Origin of the sequence: Vibrio sp. YMD68 (assembly GCF_029958905.1) — a bacterium.
In the GTDB taxonomy this organism is placed as follows: Bacteria; Pseudomonadota; Gammaproteobacteria; order Enterobacterales; family Vibrionaceae; genus Vibrio.
Genome location: NZ_CP124613.1, coordinates 370893 through 387093, shown reverse-complemented (window position 1 = coordinate 387093; position 16201 = coordinate 370893). Strand labels below are relative to the sequence as shown.

15 protein-coding genes are annotated in these 16201 nt (G+C 44.9%); 4 read left to right on the top strand and 11 right to left on the bottom strand.

The window, feature by feature from the left end:
• Positions 1 to 131: 131 nt before the first annotated feature.
• The 11 genes from QF117_RS01675 to QF117_RS01625 all read right to left on the bottom strand — a co-directional run bounded on the left by QF117_RS01675 (position 132) and on the right by QF117_RS01625 (position 12238).
• Complete coding sequence (locus QF117_RS01675) at positions 132 to 1559, bottom strand: NAD-dependent succinate-semialdehyde dehydrogenase (protein ID WP_282385771.1); 1428 nt, start codon at positions 1557 to 1559, stop codon at positions 132 to 134.
• 168 nt (positions 1560 to 1727) lie between these two features.
• On the bottom strand, positions 1728 to 2744 hold the full coding sequence (locus QF117_RS01670; protein WP_282385769.1) for a substrate-binding domain-containing protein: 1017 nt from the start codon (positions 2742 to 2744) through the stop codon (positions 1728 to 1730).
• Positions 2745 to 2972: 228 nt separating this feature from the next.
• Positions 2973 to 4079 carry a sn-glycerol-3-phosphate ABC transporter ATP-binding protein UgpC gene (gene ugpC / locus QF117_RS01665; protein WP_282385767.1) on the bottom strand — a complete coding sequence of 369 codons (1107 nt, stop codon included), beginning with the start codon at positions 4077 to 4079 and terminating at the stop codon, positions 2973 to 2975.
• Positions 4079 to 5428, bottom strand: coding sequence for a GH1 family beta-glucosidase (locus tag QF117_RS01660; protein WP_282385766.1), 1350 nt, complete (start codon positions 5426 to 5428; stop codon positions 4079 to 4081). The genes ugpC and QF117_RS01660 overlap by 1 nt, the downstream gene beginning before the upstream one ends.
• A 14-nt stretch (positions 5429 to 5442) precedes the next feature.
• Positions 5443 to 6336, bottom strand: a complete 894-nt coding sequence (locus QF117_RS01655; protein ID WP_282385765.1) for a carbohydrate ABC transporter permease — start codon at positions 6334 to 6336, stop codon at positions 5443 to 5445.
• A 4-nt stretch (positions 6337 to 6340) separates the two neighbouring features.
• Complete coding sequence (locus tag QF117_RS01650) at positions 6341 to 7327, bottom strand: sugar ABC transporter permease (protein ID WP_017034788.1); 987 nt, start codon at positions 7325 to 7327, stop codon at positions 6341 to 6343.
• Between the two features lie 65 nt (positions 7328 to 7392).
• Positions 7393 to 8637, bottom strand: coding sequence for an extracellular solute-binding protein (locus QF117_RS01645; protein WP_282385760.1), 1245 nt, complete (start codon positions 8635 to 8637; stop codon positions 7393 to 7395).
• Between the two features lie 18 nt (positions 8638 to 8655).
• Positions 8656 to 9663 (bottom strand): substrate-binding domain-containing protein, encoded by a 1008-nt coding sequence (locus QF117_RS01640; RefSeq protein WP_017034790.1) that lies wholly within the window; start codon positions 9661 to 9663, stop codon positions 8656 to 8658.
• Positions 9664 to 9905: 242 nt separating this feature from the next.
• Positions 9906 to 10292, bottom strand: coding sequence for an MAPEG family protein (locus QF117_RS01635; RefSeq protein WP_282385756.1), 387 nt, complete (start codon positions 10290 to 10292; stop codon positions 9906 to 9908).
• 173 nt (positions 10293 to 10465) lie between these two features.
• Positions 10466 to 11173, bottom strand: a complete 708-nt coding sequence (gene phnR / locus QF117_RS01630) for a phosphonate utilization transcriptional regulator PhnR (RefSeq protein ID WP_282385755.1) — start codon at positions 11171 to 11173, stop codon at positions 10466 to 10468.
• Positions 11174 to 11335: 162 nt separating this feature from the next.
• Entirely contained in the window at positions 11336 to 12238 is a 903-nt protein-coding gene (locus tag QF117_RS01625) for a LysR family transcriptional regulator ArgP (protein WP_282385753.1), read from the bottom strand.
• 127 nt (positions 12239 to 12365) lie between these two features.
• On the opposite strand from QF117_RS01625, the gene QF117_RS01620 reads away from it, so the two are divergent.
• The 4 genes from QF117_RS01620 to rsgA all read left to right on the top strand — a co-directional run bounded on the left by QF117_RS01620 (position 12366) and on the right by rsgA (position 16103).
• Positions 12366 to 12947, top strand: coding sequence for a LysE family transporter (locus QF117_RS01620; RefSeq protein WP_282386104.1), 582 nt, complete (start codon positions 12366 to 12368; stop codon positions 12945 to 12947).
• Positions 12948 to 13324: 377 nt separating this feature from the next.
• Positions 13325 to 14503: a MerR family transcriptional regulator gene (locus tag QF117_RS01615; RefSeq protein WP_282385752.1), complete on the top strand. Its 1179-nt coding sequence runs from the start codon at positions 13325 to 13327 to the stop codon at positions 14501 to 14503.
• A gap of 10 nt (positions 14504 to 14513) precedes the next feature.
• Complete coding sequence (locus QF117_RS01610; protein WP_282385751.1) at positions 14514 to 15056, top strand: N-acetyltransferase; 543 nt, start codon at positions 14514 to 14516, stop codon at positions 15054 to 15056.
• A 9-nt stretch (positions 15057 to 15065) separates the two neighbouring features.
• Entirely contained in the window at positions 15066 to 16103 is a 1038-nt protein-coding gene (gene rsgA, locus QF117_RS01605) for a ribosome small subunit-dependent GTPase A (RefSeq protein WP_282385749.1), read from the top strand.
• Positions 16104 to 16201: the final 98 nt, after the last annotated feature.

Here is a 16201-nt window from a genome sequence, read left to right as displayed (position 1 = left end):
CGGCTCTCTTTGTCACTGTTCCCTTTAAGTTTGAATAGCTGTTAAGTAAGAGTCGCTCTTAAGTAATACTAGCCCTCTAGTCATCGCACTGATTCGTTTAGTCAATAGCAAGCTTTAAGCCTTATCACGCATTACATTCCACCCAGGCACAGATACTTAATGTTTAAATACTCATCCATTCCCTGCCTTGCCCCTTCCCGACCAAAGCCCGATTGCTTTACCCCACCAAATGGCGCAACTTCGGTTGAAATAATGCCCTCATTAATACCGACCATACCGTATTCCAACGACTCCGCCACATGAAACGCTTGGTTCAAATCTTTGGTATAAAAGTAGCTCGCCAAGCCATAGATCGTGTCATTGGCTTTTTCAATCAAATCATTGGTATCAGTAAACCTCAGCAAAGGTGCAACAGGCCCGAAAATTTCCTGCTTGACGATGCTCATGTCCTGAGTGACGTCGGTTAATATCGTCGGCTGAATATAATTCCCAGATAAACGTTTACCGCCATAACGAAGCGTTGCTCCTTGAGATATCGTTTCCTCTAGTAAATGTTCTATCTTCTCTTTCGATTTTTTATCGATCAACGGCCCGATTGATACGCCATTTTTTAGGCCATTACCAATTTTCAGTTGACTCACCGCAGCAACAAATTTGTCAACAAACTGATCATAAATGGAATCATGGATGTAAAAACGATTGGCACACACGCAGGTCTGACCCGCATTCCTGAATTTAGACGCCACCGCCCCAGCAACCGCAGCATCAATATCCGCATCATCAAAGACGATGAATGGGGCATTGCCACCTAATTCCATTGAGGTTCGTTTTACTGTTTCTGCGGTCAATTTAAGAAGGGTTCGGCCCACTTCGGTTGATCCTGTAAAGGAGAGCTTTTTAATGTCTTCATGGCGACAAAATATATCACCCACTTCTGCTGAAGAGTGATTATTCACCACTGCCAATAAATCTTCCGGTAAACCGGCTTGGTAAGCTAATTCGGCAAGAGCGTATGCAGACAAAGGGGTTTGGTTTGCCGGTTTCACCAGGCAGCTACACCCTGCGGCTAACGCTGGTGCGACTTTACGTGTCATCATTGCTATTGGGAAATTCCACGGTGTGATTGCGGCAGTGACCCCCACAGGTTGTCGAATCGTCATCACTCTTTTATTGGCGAATGGGGTTGGGATGGTTTCTCCGTAAGCACGCTTACCTTCCTCGGCAAACCATTGAATAAATGAAGCCCCATACATGACCTCACCTCTCGCTTCACCCAGTGGCTTACCCTGCTCAAGAGTCATCAACCGTGCTAAATCTTCCGCATTTTCTATCACGAGTTGATACCAGCGCTGCAATACGACACTGCGTTCTGACGCTGTTTTTTGCTGCCACTTCTGCTGAGCCGCTTTGGATTTTTCAATTTTCAGGTGAATGTCTGAGCGCGATAAAGAAGGGATGTGGCCCAAAACCGTCTGATCGGCTGGATTGAAGACAGCAATTGAATGATCCCCTTCTTGACACAAACAGCTCAATAACAACTTATTGACGATCAATTCCATGTTCTCAGACTCCAAGACGATTAAGCATTAAGCATTAAGGATTAAGGATTAAGGATTAAGGATTAAGGATTAAGGATTAAGGATTAAGGATTAAGGATTAAGGATTAAGGAAATCATAAGCCAGATTGATAAATTCGCTAAGGATTAGTTCTACTTGGTGATTTAAATTTAACGATAAATCGATTTTGTGGACTGCCTAACAATCAGGTCAATCGGGGGAAGACGTGCTTCGTGTCTCTCGCCAGACAATAGATTTAGAACCGATTCTGCACACACAACACCAATCTCTTCAACAGGCTGCCTCAGTGTGGTAAGCGCTGGCGTGAAATACTTCGACACAGGAAGATCATCAAAACCAACCACTGAAATATCTTCAGGTACTTTATAGCCCTTATCCGTTAGTGCTTTTATGGCGCCATAAGCAGTTTGGTCATTGGCAGCAAAAATGGCCGAAAAATGCACCTTAGAATCCAGCAACTCGATGGTTTTTTCATAGCCGATTTCAGAGCTAAAATCCCCTTGCTTAACGAGCTTGGGGTTCACCTTAATATTTGACTCCGCCAACGCCTTTTTATACCCCTCATAACGCGCTCCAGAGTCTGGTTGATTAGATAACCCTTTGATGTGGGCCACATTAACGTGCCCTTGCTGCAACAAATGTAAGGTTGCAATATAGCCACCCAGTGTATTGTTCAAGTTCAAACTACGAATGTTCGGCCCTTCCACATCGTAACCCACGGTCACGACAGGAATAGATTCTGCGGTTTTAACAATCAAATCCGATTTCAAATGACCCGTGACAATAATGACAGCATCCACATTATTTTTAATCAAATACTCCAGTGCATGCACTTCCAATTTGCTTTGCCAGTGCCCCGTTGCGATGACAAGCGAATACCCTTGAGCGATAAGCGTTTTTTCCATGTCGTTTAAAATTCGACTTGTGTGCGGGCTCTCTGGGTGTTGAATCAAGACACCAATCGTCATCGAGCGGCGATTACTTTTCTGCTGTACGGGATAGCTTGGTTTATACCCTATTGTCTTGATCGCTTGTTCAATATTTTGACTTTTTTCATCAGAGACATAAGTAGTGCGATTGAGAAAACGCGACACGGTACTCGGTGAGACACCTGCGAGTTTTGCAACATCATAGACCGTCGGTGTTTTATTTTTTTTTGTCATCATCTGTACACCCAAATTAGCAAGCAAGGGAGGCAGATTACTCAGGACGTGTATGAATTCAATCTGCATCATTGAAAAACGGGATCTTAATGGAAAAGCGTTCTGTTCGTGGCCTTCACTTTAACCCTAATCTGACTCTAATTATTGAGGTGCAATGGGGTAGAGGTGTGGGGGCACAGTCCATGAGGATGAGCCTTTACCTCATGGACTGGTCACCATTAGAACTCGATTTTAGTGCTCGATTTTAGTGCTGGCTAGTGAGTTCTCGCTCAACGCATCAAAGAGATGGAATGCGTCCAGATCTAGGTACATGGTGAGGCTATCAACGTCCACTTCAGCGGCTTGGGTTTCCACCATAAGCGGTTGATGACCAATTTCCGTTTTCAGCAAAATACTTGCGCCAAGTAGCTCTTTATCTTTGATCTTCACCGGGAAAGGCAACACGCGGTCATGATCCACTTGTTCTTTGCGTAAATGGATATCCGTTGGACGAACACCAAAATGAAGCGCGAGATTTTTAGAGGCATGGGCTTTAAAACGATCAGGAAGTGGAATGTGAACATCACCCAGTTCAACAAAGTACTCCCCCTCTTTGTCAATTAACTTGGCTTCCAACATATTCATTGACGGGTTGCCGATGAACTGAGCCACAAATTTGTTCGCAGGGCGCTGGAAGACTTCTGTTGGTGTTCCGACTTGAGCCACGTAACCGTCTTTAAGAATCACAATACGATCAGCAAGGGTCATCGCTTCAATTTGATCGTGGGTGACGTAAATGGTGGTCGTTTTTAGCTCTCGGTGAAGGTGTTTGATCTCTTCACGCATAACACCCCGCAGTTTTGCATCAAGGTTTGAAAGCGGTTCGTCAAACAAGAAAACTTTTGGGGTCCGCACCATCGCACGGCCCATCGCAACACGCTGACGCTGGCCGCCAGAAAGCTCTTTGGGTTTACGATCTAAAAGTGGGTCAAGCTCAAGCATTTTTGCCGCTTTACGTACTTCAGCATCGATTTCCGCTTTTGGCATGCCTTTCAGTTTGAGTGCAAACGCGATGTTTTCGTAGACCGTCATGTGCGGGTAAAGGGCGTAGCTTTGGAATACCATCGCAAGGTCACGATCTTTCGCATCCACCTTGTTCATAAGCTTGTCGCCAACATAAATATCACCAGAAGTAATCTCCTCTAGCCCTGCAAGCATACGAAGCGTGGTTGATTTACCGCAGCCTGATGGGCCAAGGAAAACCACAAATTCACCATCGTTAACCGTGAAATCGAACTCTTTCACCACTTCTACATTTCCGAAAGATTTTTTGATGTTCTTAAATTCTACTTTAGCCATTACTTGTTCTCCTCAGCGCGCGCTAGCAGCGTATTTCGATACGCAATTGCGCTCTGTTTCAATGTTCTTTGTTGGGTTTTATAGTCGACATGAACCATGCCGAAGCGTTGGCAATAACCAAAGGACCATTCAAAATTGTCCATCAAACTCCAGGCGAAATAACCATCGACTCTCACACCCGCTCGAATCGCTTGGTCAACGGCGTTCAGGTGACTTTGGAAATAGCGGACACGTTGTTCATCGTTCACTTCGCCATTGATCACGGTCTGATCATCGCCCGCCGCACCATTTTCCGTGATGTACAGTGGTGGAAGGTCGTCGTAACGTTCGTTGATACGCACTAATAAATCGGTCAAACCTTGCGGATAGATTTCCCATCCAATGAAGGTGTGCTCAGCGTCTTGTGTCACTTTTTCAATATCACCGTTCTCGTTAAAGCGCATCACATCACGTGAGTAATAGTTAATACCGACGTAATCCACTGGTGCGCTGATGATGTCCAAGTCCCCTTTGAGGATCATGGGCATATTGCCCGCTTGGCGTTCAACCACGGCCGCTGGGTATTCACCCTTCAATACCGGGTCCATAAACCAGTGGTAATTTTCAGCTTCGTTGTAGTCTGCCGCCCCCTGATCTTTGTCGCGGTGAGGATAAGCAGGTGTTGCATTAAACACCACACCATGTTTTGAGTGAGGGGCATTGCTGCGCAAAATCGGCATGGCCAGACCGTGCGCGAGCATCAAGTGATGTGAGGCTAAGAAGCCTTCACGTTCGCCCTTAATACCGGGAGCGTGAATGCCCCAGCGATAACCTAAGAAAGCAGAAACAAACGGTTCATTAAGTGTCGTGTAGACGTCAATCTTGTTGCCAAAGTGAGCACTCACCGCTTGGGCATATTCTGCAAACTTGTACGCTGTTTCGCGATTTAACCAACCGCCTTTATCTTCGAGATATTGCGGTAAATCCCAGTGATAAAGGGTCACATAAACCTGCATTCCGCGAGCATGGCATTCATCGATAATTTGCTCATAGAAGTCAAGCCCTTCAGGGTTTACCACGCCGTCTTGCGGCATGATTCGTGGCCAGGCGATGGACAAACGATACGCATCGACTCCTAAACCTTGAATCATTTCAATGTCTTGTTTCCACAAATGATAATGATCACAAGCAATGTCGCCATTGTCACCGTTATCGACTTTACCCGGTGTATTACAAAACGTATCCCAGATCGATGGGACGCGTCCGCCTGCTGTAGCCCCTCCCTCAATTTGGTAAGACGATGTCGCAACACCAAAGACAAAATCAGATTGCAGCAGCTTTGAATCACTTGGAAGCTGGTATTTATTCATTATAGTCATCCTAATTAACCCTTAACCGCGCCAGACGTAAGCCCTGAAATCATCTGCTTAGAAGCAAACAGATAGGTAATAACCAACGGCAAGATAGAGATAGTCGTCCCCAACATCACCGCGCCCCAAGGTGTATTCGGAATACCTTGTACACTTCGCAGAGCCTGTGTGATGACATAGTTGTCTGGGTTATTAAGCACAACCAACGGCTGCATAAACATGTTCCAAAAGAAAACAAACTGCACGATAGCAAGCGTGGCCAATGCGGGTTTCATCAACGGAAGAACCACACTCCAGTACGTTCTAAACTCACCAGCACCATCCAGCTTAGCCGCTTCTAATAGCTCTTTTGGAATTGATGCAATCACGTGCTGACGCATTAAAAAGATACCAAATGGCGTTGTCGTGAACGGAAGCCAGACCGCAATGTGGTTATCAAGCAGCCCTAGGAATTTGACGATCATGAAGTATGGAATCAGGCTCAACACGGGCGGAATCGCCATTGAACCCACGAGCATACCGAACAGAAAGTTCTTACCTTTAAACTTGAATACCGCAAACGCATATCCACCCATGCTACAGAACAGCAATGAAATCGTTGTGCCTAAGAAAGCCACGTAAATTGAGTTAAACATCGCTTTCCAAAACGGCATGATCTCTAGCAGTTTTGCGTAGTTGACCATTAAGCTGTCGCCGATAGCAAAGCTGATGCCTGAACCGAAAATTTCAGAGCGGTCACGGGTTGATAATAGCGCTGACCATACAAATGGGAAGACCGTAATAATGGCTGAAATGATCAGCAGTATTGCGAGCATCACCATCGCAACTTTAGTCATGATGTGAATGGTGCGATCGCTTGGCGTCAGCCCTGATAGAGGCGATGATTTTACCTGAGTTGAAGTCGTCATCTTATTATTCCCCTAACCCTTTTTTACCAAAGAATAAGAATTGAATTGCGGTACAGGTTGCGATTAAAGCAAAGAGTAACCATGAAATAGCAGAGGCTGTGCCCATCTCAAGCCATTCCCAACCCACTTTATATAGATACATTGAGATAGTGAGACCTGATTGGCCGACACCACCGCTGCCACGAGTTAAGACGAACGGTTCTTCAAACATTTGTAAGTTGCCGATGATGGTCATCGTGATGGCAAAGAAGACAAATGGACGAATCATGGGTAATGAGATGTTCCAGAAACGACGGAAAGCATTCGCACCATCCATACGAGCCGCTTCTAAAATCTCTTTGGGAATCGTCATCAAACCTGTGGTGTATAAAACGATGTTAAAACCGGTGTATTTCCAGAAAATCATGATCGCGATAGAAGGCTTGATCATGGTTGCATCATCCAACCAACGAATCGGTTGGTAATCGTTAACCCATGCAAAAGCCCAACCCAATAGCGAACTGTCAGCCAGTGCGATCAAGGTTTGGTTAATGATTCCAGAGTTCGGTGAGTACATGTTGAAGAAGATTAACGATGCCGCCACCGTCGATGTGATGAACGGTAAAAAGTACGCAGAGGTTAACCAGTGACGCATTCGATCACCCATTGAAACCAGAATATAAGCGACAGGAATGGCCACTAAATGCTGCGCGACGCCAGACGTGACGGCCAGCCAAAGTGTATTCTTCAATGAACGCCACAGCCACGGGTCAGTCAATGCAATGTGATAGTTTTCAAACCCCACAAATCGCATTGCATCCATCCCCTCAACAGGGTTCCACACTTGGAACGAGAGAAAGATTGAAAACAGTAACGGGAAAATCCCAAAAACAGAAAAAATGATCAGGAACGGCAGTAGGAATCCATACGGTGTAAGCGCTTTCAAATTCAAACGAGAAAAAAAGCTTTTACTTTCTGATGCTTCCATGACGTTGCTCGCTGCTTGACTCATAGTAACGACCTCTTACCAAGAAGGTGCGTTGACACACCTTCTTGGCTACTTACTAAAATGATGGGTTAAAGATTACGTGTACGACGTTTAATTAAACGCTCAGCTTCACTAAGAGCGACATTAATGTCTTTTCCTTCATCCAGCACTTCCATCAACGCATTTTCTAAGATGATTGAACGAGCAACATGGTCGCCTTTTGCTGGTTGTACAGGCTTGATATTCTGAGCAACTTCAGCAAAAAGTAGACGAGCTTGTTGACCACCTAGGAACTCAACACCTTCTTTAAACATTGGGTCATCGTAGGTTGTTGTGTTCGATGGGAAGGCCGCAATCGTTTCAAAGCTCTTAAGTTGAACGTCACGATCCGTCGTCATGTATTCAATCAGTTTCCACGCATCATCTTGGTTTGACGCTTGGGTTGGAATTGAAAGGAATGAACCACCCCAGCTTCCGTAAATACCATCAGGAAGGTTCTCTACACCCCATTTCCCTGCGGTATCGGGTGCAATCCAGTTGTTTAGGTGACCCAACAACCATGCCCCAGAAAGTTGTGTTGCGAACGTACCGTTACGGAAGCCTTCGTACCATTCGTTTGACCACGCCAGAATACGACCATCTAGGCCTTTATCACGAATCTGTTTAGCAACTTCAAAGGCATGCACGAAACGCTCAGAAGTGACCACCGGATTGCCGTCTTTATCGAAGTAAAGGCCTTCACCCTCAGGGACGGTGGTAAAGATAATGGCTTGAGCCACATCCGCCGCTGAAGCGATAAGCTGTACGTTTTGCTCTTTTAGCTTAACACCTGCTGCAATGTAAGAATCCCAATCTTTGATTGCCTCTTCGACATCAATACCCGCTTTTTCAAACACATCGGTACGGTAATACATAACACCAGGGCCTAGATCCACTGGGATACCGTACATGCCGCCGTCAGCGCCTTTACCTTGCGCCCAGGCATACGGTGCAAAACTTTCTTCAAATTTATCGGCACCATATTTTTCAGACAGGTTAACAAGACCACCAGACGCGACAAATGGACCGATTTTTTCAACGTCAACAACGATGACATCACCCGCACCAGAACCTGTTGCTAGGTTAGTCGTCAGCTTAGTGTGGTGATCACCGTGGTTGTTCATTAGGTAATCCACTTTGATGCCTGTTTTCTTTTCAAAATCAGGCAGCAGTACTTTCAAGCTGCTATCAAAATCGGGAAAGCCATCGAAACGAATTTGATTGTCTGCGGCATGAGCGGTAGCAGCAAGTCCAAGAGCAACCGCACTAGCAAGCGCTAAGGTCTTAAATTTCATGTGTTATCCTTAATATTTTTATAGGGTATTGAGTAGGTCCTTGACCGAATTTCGTACCACCAGCCTGGGTGATAATTTGAAGTTCACGTCTCTTTTATTTTTATTGAGTTTTTGAATAGCGAGCTGTACGGCTTCTACGCTCATCTGTTCAATGGGGAAGTTAATCGTGGTCAGCCCCGGAGTGAGATAACGAGCAAAAAGAATGTTGTCAAAGCCAACCAGTGATACCTGCTTTGGCACTGACCTTCCTGCTCCTTTTAACACTTCGTACGCCCCAAATGCCATGTGGTCATTCGAAGCAAATACCGCCGTAAATTCACATTCACGTTTAAGTAATTTCTTCATTGCACTGACACCTGTTTCTTCCGTAAAGCCCGCCTCAGAAACCAACGCTTCGTTATATTGCAAACCCGCTTCTTCCAGAGCGATTCGATACCCTTGCAGACGCCCCCGCGCATCTGACTTATCGAGTGGCCCTGTAATACAAGCGATTTGGCGGTGCCCCATTTTTAATAGATGTTGAGTCGCAAGTTTGCCCCCAAGCTCGTTATCAACATCTATACAGCTAGTCGAAATCTCTGGAATAAATCGGTTTATCAATACAATTGGTACACCCTGTTCTTCTAGAGAAATTATATAGTCATCGGTAAGCTGCTGAGCGTGCAGGACGATAGCATCGACACGACGACCTAATAAAAATTCAACTGACTCTTGCTGTCCTTGTTCGGTATTTGATCCTGCGGTGACCACAACGTGGTAGCCAAAGCGACGAAAGTTACCTTCCAAATTGTGTAAAATTTCAGAGAAAAAAGGCCCACCTAACTCAGGAACAATAATGCCAATGCTGCCGGTACGACTTGATGCTAATGCTTGCGCAATTGAGTTGGGGCGATACCCCAAATGCTGTATGGCTTTTTCTACTTTTAGCTTCTTGTCATGACTGACTCTGCTAGTGCCGTTAATGACCCTAGATACAGTGGCTTGTGAAACACCTGCGTATTCAGATACATGCTTTATCGTTGCCAATGGAACCTCTAATTTTCAATCTGGGCGCGGCGCTTGAAACCGCTTACAGATTGAGTATTGAGGATTTTAGAGGTCAGTTGCGTGATTTTAATCACATTGGGTGGGGTGCCAAATTGGCAATTTGATAAATATAGAGAGTACTTACAGTTTACTTTGACGCCATGAAACAGTTTCATGGCGAAAAGGATTATTCATTAGAACATTGAATTGCTAGCGTGAATCATATTGACGGCCAATGGAAATCACCATAGCTGATCGACTGGCAAGTAGAGAAGATTCAATACAACCAACAACGCCATTGTGGCAAAAGTCATGAGCATTCCTGTTTTTCTGCCCGGTAACGTGTTACTCAAAATAGCGCGAGCGTGCATCACTCTACCCATCACAAAAACGCTTCCTATCCCATGAATCCACAATAGCCCTATGCCGTTATGCTCTAACAATGCCATCAAGATTAATGTGATCGGAATGTATTCACTCGCATTACTGTGTGCACTCCGAGCGATTTTAAGTGCTTCTACATCGCCATCAGCATAGGCAATTTTATTACTCCGCCGCTGCTTGATTACCTGTACGGATAGCCAAATCATTAAACTGGCGAGAACTGACGCATAAAGCGCTGTGATCATGAGAGTTTCTCCTTTTTTATAGAATTAACAGTGTAGGTGACAATACCGTCTCATGGTCTAGCCGCTAATAAAAAAACCAATAAAAAACCCCAATAAAAATATTAGGGTTTGCGGTTAATAAGCCACCGGCACGAAACCAATCTCGCTTTATTAGCTCTAAATCTGAGTGAGATCTAAAGCTGAGTTAGCTCTGAGACGGACGAAATGCAGATGGCATCGTGACGCCAATACTCAATACTGCAATCAATCAGATCGCCATTTGCGTGATAGTTCACTCGCTCAACCACCATAGCGGGTGCGCCCGGTGTGGCACGTAATGCTTGCGCGACTTCTCCAACCAAGGAACGGCTGGATATTCGATACTGCGCTTTGTGGTAAATCACACCATAATGCTCTCGGTAAATGTCCGTTAGCGACAGTGAAAAATCATGCTCTAGTAATTTGGGAAACCGCTCAGGGGACATATAATGGGTCACATACACCACTGGGCGCTGATCCAAAAAACGCACTCTATCAACACGGATAACATTCGCGAAAGGGCCGAGATTGAGTAAGCTCGAAGCCTGTTTATTCGCCAGCATACTTTTGGCCGCGACGACTTCTGTTTTAGGAACTCGATTCTGGGCCAATGCCCTATTGGTAAAGTTGAGCGTTTGAGCCGGATCATAGTGCAATGGCGTCGGCGATATGAACCAGCCTCGTCGATCTTCTCGATAGATCGTGCCTTCTGACTCTAGCAATGACAACGCTTCGCGCAACGTAACACGAGTCGTATCAAACGACTCCGCCAACTTACGCTCTGAAGGTAGTTTCTGTCTTGGAGAGAGCATACCGGATGCAATCTGCTCAACAATCGCTTCTTTAATCGTTACGTACTGCACAGGTTCTCCTTGCGTCATTCACGTTCACTGCTTTTGCTCTGATTATTTCCGCTTCATTGCTTCCAGAATATCGTGACCAAAATATAACAAGACCAATCATATCAGCCATCGTTTAGAGAGCCTACTAAACCAACCATCATTTCAGCAAGCGAGTGGCAACGATCAATACACCCCATTCGGTTTTTGGCATTGAGGCAGAAAGCTAGCCTTGTTTAGTACTGCGTCAGTCACCTCGGCGAGGATTCCTTGTTCTAATGCCCAACGATGCCAATAAAGATCGCGGGCAAAGCCGTGATTAGGCAACAGATCCACTAAATGGCCATTCTTTAGTTTATCTTCGATCATTAAATCAGGAATCATTCCATAGCCAATGTCCAATTCCGCCATCGTAATAAACGCTTCTGGGGATCGCAGTGTATGGTAGCGCCATTGCCCTTCTTTAAGACCAAAGTGTGCTTCTAGAAAACGATGATGCATCTCATCATATTGATCAAAGATAACAGCAGGTGCCGCTTTTAGAGCTTCACTGGTTACGCCATTAAAGAAGTATCGCTCGTAAAAATCTGGGCTGGCGACACAACGGTAATTGATCTGCCCAAGATAGTCACTGCTGCACCCTTTTAATGGCATTTCCTCAGCACTGATCGCGGCTAACACCTCACCGCTGCGTAACTTTTCTAGCGTATGTTTTTCATCCCCCATCACGATATTGAGCGAGATCTCATGGGCACTCAGCACCGACCTCAGCGCAGGCAACAACCACAGTGCTAGGCTGTCATGATTACTGGCTAAACTCAGCTCAGTGACTGATAACCGTTTGTCTGGCCACCACTCTTGTTCAAGCAACTTCACTTGCTGATATAACCCCAACAATCGCTGTCCTGCTTCTGTCGGTTTCGGTGGCACCGAACGAATAAGCAGAGGCTGAGCCATGTTTTGCTCAAGCTGTTTAATTCGTTGTGAAATGGCCGATTGAGTAATGAATAGTTTCTGCGCCGCCAAATCAAAGCTGCCTAGCGAAATGACCGCGTCTAAAGCGGCAACGGCCTTGTAATCCACACTCACATTAGATCTCCTTATCAGGCATTAATTTAATTAGCGTTACTTATTTATGTTTATCGCATAATCTAGCGAAAAATCAAACATAACGGATAAAAACATGAGCACTTGGGTATGGCTACAAGGATTTGGAATGGGCGCGGCAATGATTATCCCAATTGGTGCGCAAAATGCCTTTGTATTGAATCAAGGAATTAAAAAGCAGCATCATCTAATTGTTGCGGCTATCTGTGCAATGTGTGATGCATTGTTGGTCTTTGCGGGAATATTTGGTGGCAGTAAGTTACTCACCGCTTCGCCACTCGCGCTGACTGTCATTACTTGCGCTGGCGTTTTGTTTTTGTCGTTCTATGGGCTGAGTTCGCTGCACAGAGCATGGAAATTTCATAGTGACGCATTCAAAGCCAACCAGAAAGTCATGTCTCGAACCATGGTCATTTCGGCGACACTGGCCGTCACTTTGCTCAATCCACACGTCTATTTAGACACCTTTGTTGTGCTCGGCTCCATTGGCGCAAGCTACGCTCAACCAGACCGTCTGCCCTTCGCACTTGGGATTGTCGCGGCTTCTTTCTTCTGGTTTTTCAGTCTATCGACGGTAGCGGCTAAAATGGCCCCGATTCTAAATAGACCAAAAGTTCAGCGAATCATCGACCTCTTGTTTGGCGTTATCATGTTGTTTATCGCCTGGAAATTGATGCAATCTCTGTCTTAGATAAAGCCCCAAAAGCACAGACGGTTTCAGTGTCGAAACCGTCAATATCAACCTTCATTGTCAAGCATTGGGATGCAATCGGTGCATTGTACAATTCAATGAATGAATTCAAATCAAGTTCCCTAGAGTGCTATCTGGCACGAAGAAAGCAAAGATCCATGGGCAGTAACAGCGTTCCAAACACACCAAGCCGGTTTATCATAGCGCTTTTTCTTTAACATGTTGGTTCACAAAAAAACAACGACCTCTTCGGTTATTGGCCACTCTATCTACATCTCCTCACATTCGTGCAAAAAATCTCACCCATCTACTTGACCTGTCTACTACTCTACAGTTCATACTGACTGCCTATTAACAACATATAGGTCAACTTTGGCATGTACTTAATTTCAGAATTAGCGACGAAGGCGGGCCTCTCGCGCACGACATTGCTTTATTACGAAAAACTCGGGTTGATTAATGGGCACCGCCTAGAGAATGGCTATCGCTATTACAACGAAAGTGACATGCAGCAATTGTTTCTTATTCAACAACTCCAAAGCGCAGGATTAACGCTCAAAGAGTGCCAATGCTGTATAGAAGCAAAGTTAGACAAGCGCATCTTGCGAGAACGGTTAATTCAACTGAACGATGACATCGAGAAAAAAGAACAGGCTCGTGAGTTGCTACTGGGGTTACTTGGCGAGCGCTCACAAAGAGAACTGCATAATTCGTTGAATAAAAATGCGCCAAGCGTTTACCTCAATTGGTTAAACAACCAGGGCTACAGTGACAAAGAAGCGCTCAGATTAAAGTGGTTGTCAAAAGACATGAACGAGCACGATAGCTACATGAAAGACTTTATGACGGTCTTTGAAACGTTAGAACGTTGGGGACCCGGCAGTCAGAAGGACTCTTTAAAAGCAATGTCTTTGATAGCGGCCGAGACAATGACCGATATTTTAGAAATTGGTTGTGGCACTGGCACCTCAACATTATTACTCGCAGAGAACAGTGCAGCACATATTACAGCAGTGGACAATGAGCCTATCGCTATCGAACAGCTCAATGAAAAAATCCAAAACGCACAGTTTAACCACCGAATTTCTCCTGTTTTCGCCTCAATGACAGAACTCCCATTTCAGGCGAAGAGCTTTGATGCCATTTGGGCTGAAGGGTGCGTATACATTATGGGGATGGAGAACGCATTAAAACAATGGAAGCCTCTGTTAAAAGAGCATGGCGTGCTCATGGTAAGTGACTTAGTCTGGCTCACAGACTTTCCTGATGAAGAGACAAAACAATTTTGGCAGGCAGACTACCCAGATATTCAATCAATACCTAAGCGGCTGGCCTTATTCAAAAAGCTAGGCTATGACGTAGTAGAACACTTTTCATTACAAGTCGATGCATGGCAGAACTACTGGTTTCCGTTGAAAAAAAGAGTTCAGGAATTAAAGCCAGTTATGCCTGAGTCCCAGGCGTTAGTAGATATTGAAAAAGAGATCTCAATTTACGAACGAACGGCTGCAAAAGACTTTACCTATCAGTACTTTGTTTTAAAACGTTCAAACTAGAGAAACAAAAATGAACTACGCTTTATACAAACCAGAACAAACTCAAGAAATTAGTACACTATTCAATCACACATTTTCTGATTCAGAAGGTAAAGAAGAAGGTGCGTTAATCGCGAAACTAGCTGAAGACTTTTTCACTTTGCCCGCTAACAAAGAAGACCTATACACTTTTGTCGCTCAAGATGAAAATGAACGCATTGTCGGCAGCATCTTCTTCTCAAGACTGACCTTTCCGAATGGTGAAAACATTTTTCTATTAGCACCTGTCGCGGTTGCTACCGATTGTCACGGGCAGGGTGTTGGCCAAGGGTTAATCCAGTTCGGGCTAGAGACGTTAAAAGAAAAAGGCGTCACCGTTGTGATCACTTATGGCGATATTAACTTTTACTCGAAAACAGGATTTGCCCCAATCAGCCAGGATTTGATTCAATCTCCGCGAGACTTGTCATATCCCGACGGTTGGCTCGCGCGATCTTTAGTCGGCGAAACCATCCCTAAAGTAGCGGGCAAACCCGCATGCTTAAAAGCAATTGATAACCCAATTTATTGGTAGGTGTATAACATGAGCATTCCAGCATTACTTGACTTAGGTATGCGACCATTTTTCCAACAGCAGCTTTCTCTGGAAGAACTAGAGAGCTGCTTGCTTGGCCGAATTGTCGAACATCATAAATCAGACGTTGTACTGATGAGTGACAAAGAGACTTTGCGGTTTAATCTCCCACCTAAACTCGATTCCATTTGCGTGGGAGACTGGGTGGTATTTACTCCAGAACGAATAATACGTGTACTCGAAAGACAATCATTGTTCCAACGTAAGGCCGCTGGCAGCGCTCTCAAGCGTCAGCTAATTGCCGCCAACATTGATAGTGTTTTTATCGTAAGTTCATTAAATGACGATTTCAGTTTAAATCGAATTGAGCGTTATTTAGCGTTGGCAAATGAAGCGAGCGTTGAACCTATCATTATTCTAACTAAAGCCGACTTATGTCGTGATGCAGATGAGATTCGACATCAAGTTCAAAAACTTGATGCATTATTAAGTGTTCACTGTGTGAACGCATTAGATACCCAGGACGTGTCTGTATTGGAAACCTACTGTCAGAAAGGTAAGACTATTGCCTTTCTTGGCTCCTCTGGCGTAGGAAAGTCGACATTGGTTAACAGCTTACTTGCACACCATGAAATGGAAACAGGGCGTATTCGTGAGCAAGACAGTAAAGGTCGCCATACAACGACCTATCGTGCGATAAAGTGGTTACCTAGCGGTGGTTTATTGATGGATACGCCGGGCATGCGAGAGTTGCAACTTAGCGATGTTAAAGAAGGGATCCAACTCACTTTTGCCGACATTAAGTCACTCGCTTCTCAATGCCGTTTTAGTGACTGCCTGCATGAGGATGAACCTAAATGTGCGGTTAGACAAGCGGTAGAAAACGGTGAGTTGTCTTCTAGGCGTTTAAACAATTACAAAAAACTTTTGCGGGAAGAAGCACACAATAGTGCGACGTTAGCAGAGAGAAGAGCGAAAGATCGTGCATTTACTAAGATGGTAAACTCAGTTCAGGGAGAATCTCGGTCGGCAAAAAAGTTTCGATAATCATTTAGGGACTCTTCGTTAATCACAGACTATTGGATTTGATGAACAATTACATAAAGCTATGCTCTATATATGGAAAATACGTATAGGTCTTGCGT

Bases quoted from the DNA above. Each gene is read 5' to 3' on its own strand.
- QF117_RS01675 (WP_282385771.1), bottom strand. From the start codon at position 1,559: ATGGAATTGATCGTCAATAAGTTGTTATTGAGCTGTTTGTGTCAAGAA.
- QF117_RS01645 (WP_282385760.1), bottom strand. From the start codon at position 8,637: ATGAAATTTAAGACCTTAGCGCTTGCTAGTGCGGTTGCTCTTGGACTT.
- QF117_RS01620 (WP_282386104.1), top strand. From the start codon at position 12,366: ATGGGCGCGGCAATGATTATCCCAATTGGTGCGCAAAATGCCTTTGTA.
- QF117_RS01670 (WP_282385769.1), bottom strand. From the start codon at position 2,744: ATGATGACAAAAAAAAATAAAACACCGACGGTCTATGATGTTGCAAAA.
- QF117_RS01615 (WP_282385752.1), top strand. From the start codon at position 13,325: ATGTACTTAATTTCAGAATTAGCGACGAAGGCGGGCCTCTCGCGCACG.
- QF117_RS01650 (WP_017034788.1), bottom strand. From the start codon at position 7,327: ATGAGTCAAGCAGCGAGCAACGTCATGGAAGCATCAGAAAGTAAAAGC.
- ugpC (WP_282385767.1), bottom strand. From the start codon at position 4,079: ATGGCTAAAGTAGAATTTAAGAACATCAAAAAATCTTTCGGAAATGTA.
- QF117_RS01610 (WP_282385751.1), top strand. From the start codon at position 14,514: ATGAACTACGCTTTATACAAACCAGAACAAACTCAAGAAATTAGTACA.
- QF117_RS01635 (WP_282385756.1), bottom strand. From the start codon at position 10,292: ATGATCACAGCGCTTTATGCGTCAGTTCTCGCCAGTTTAATGATTTGG.
- QF117_RS01660 (WP_282385766.1), bottom strand. From the start codon at position 5,428: ATGAATAAATACCAGCTTCCAAGTGATTCAAAGCTGCTGCAATCTGAT.
- QF117_RS01655 (WP_282385765.1), bottom strand. From the start codon at position 6,336: ATGACGACTTCAACTCAGGTAAAATCATCGCCTCTATCAGGGCTGACG.
- rsgA (WP_282385749.1), top strand. From the start codon at position 15,066: ATGAGCATTCCAGCATTACTTGACTTAGGTATGCGACCATTTTTCCAA.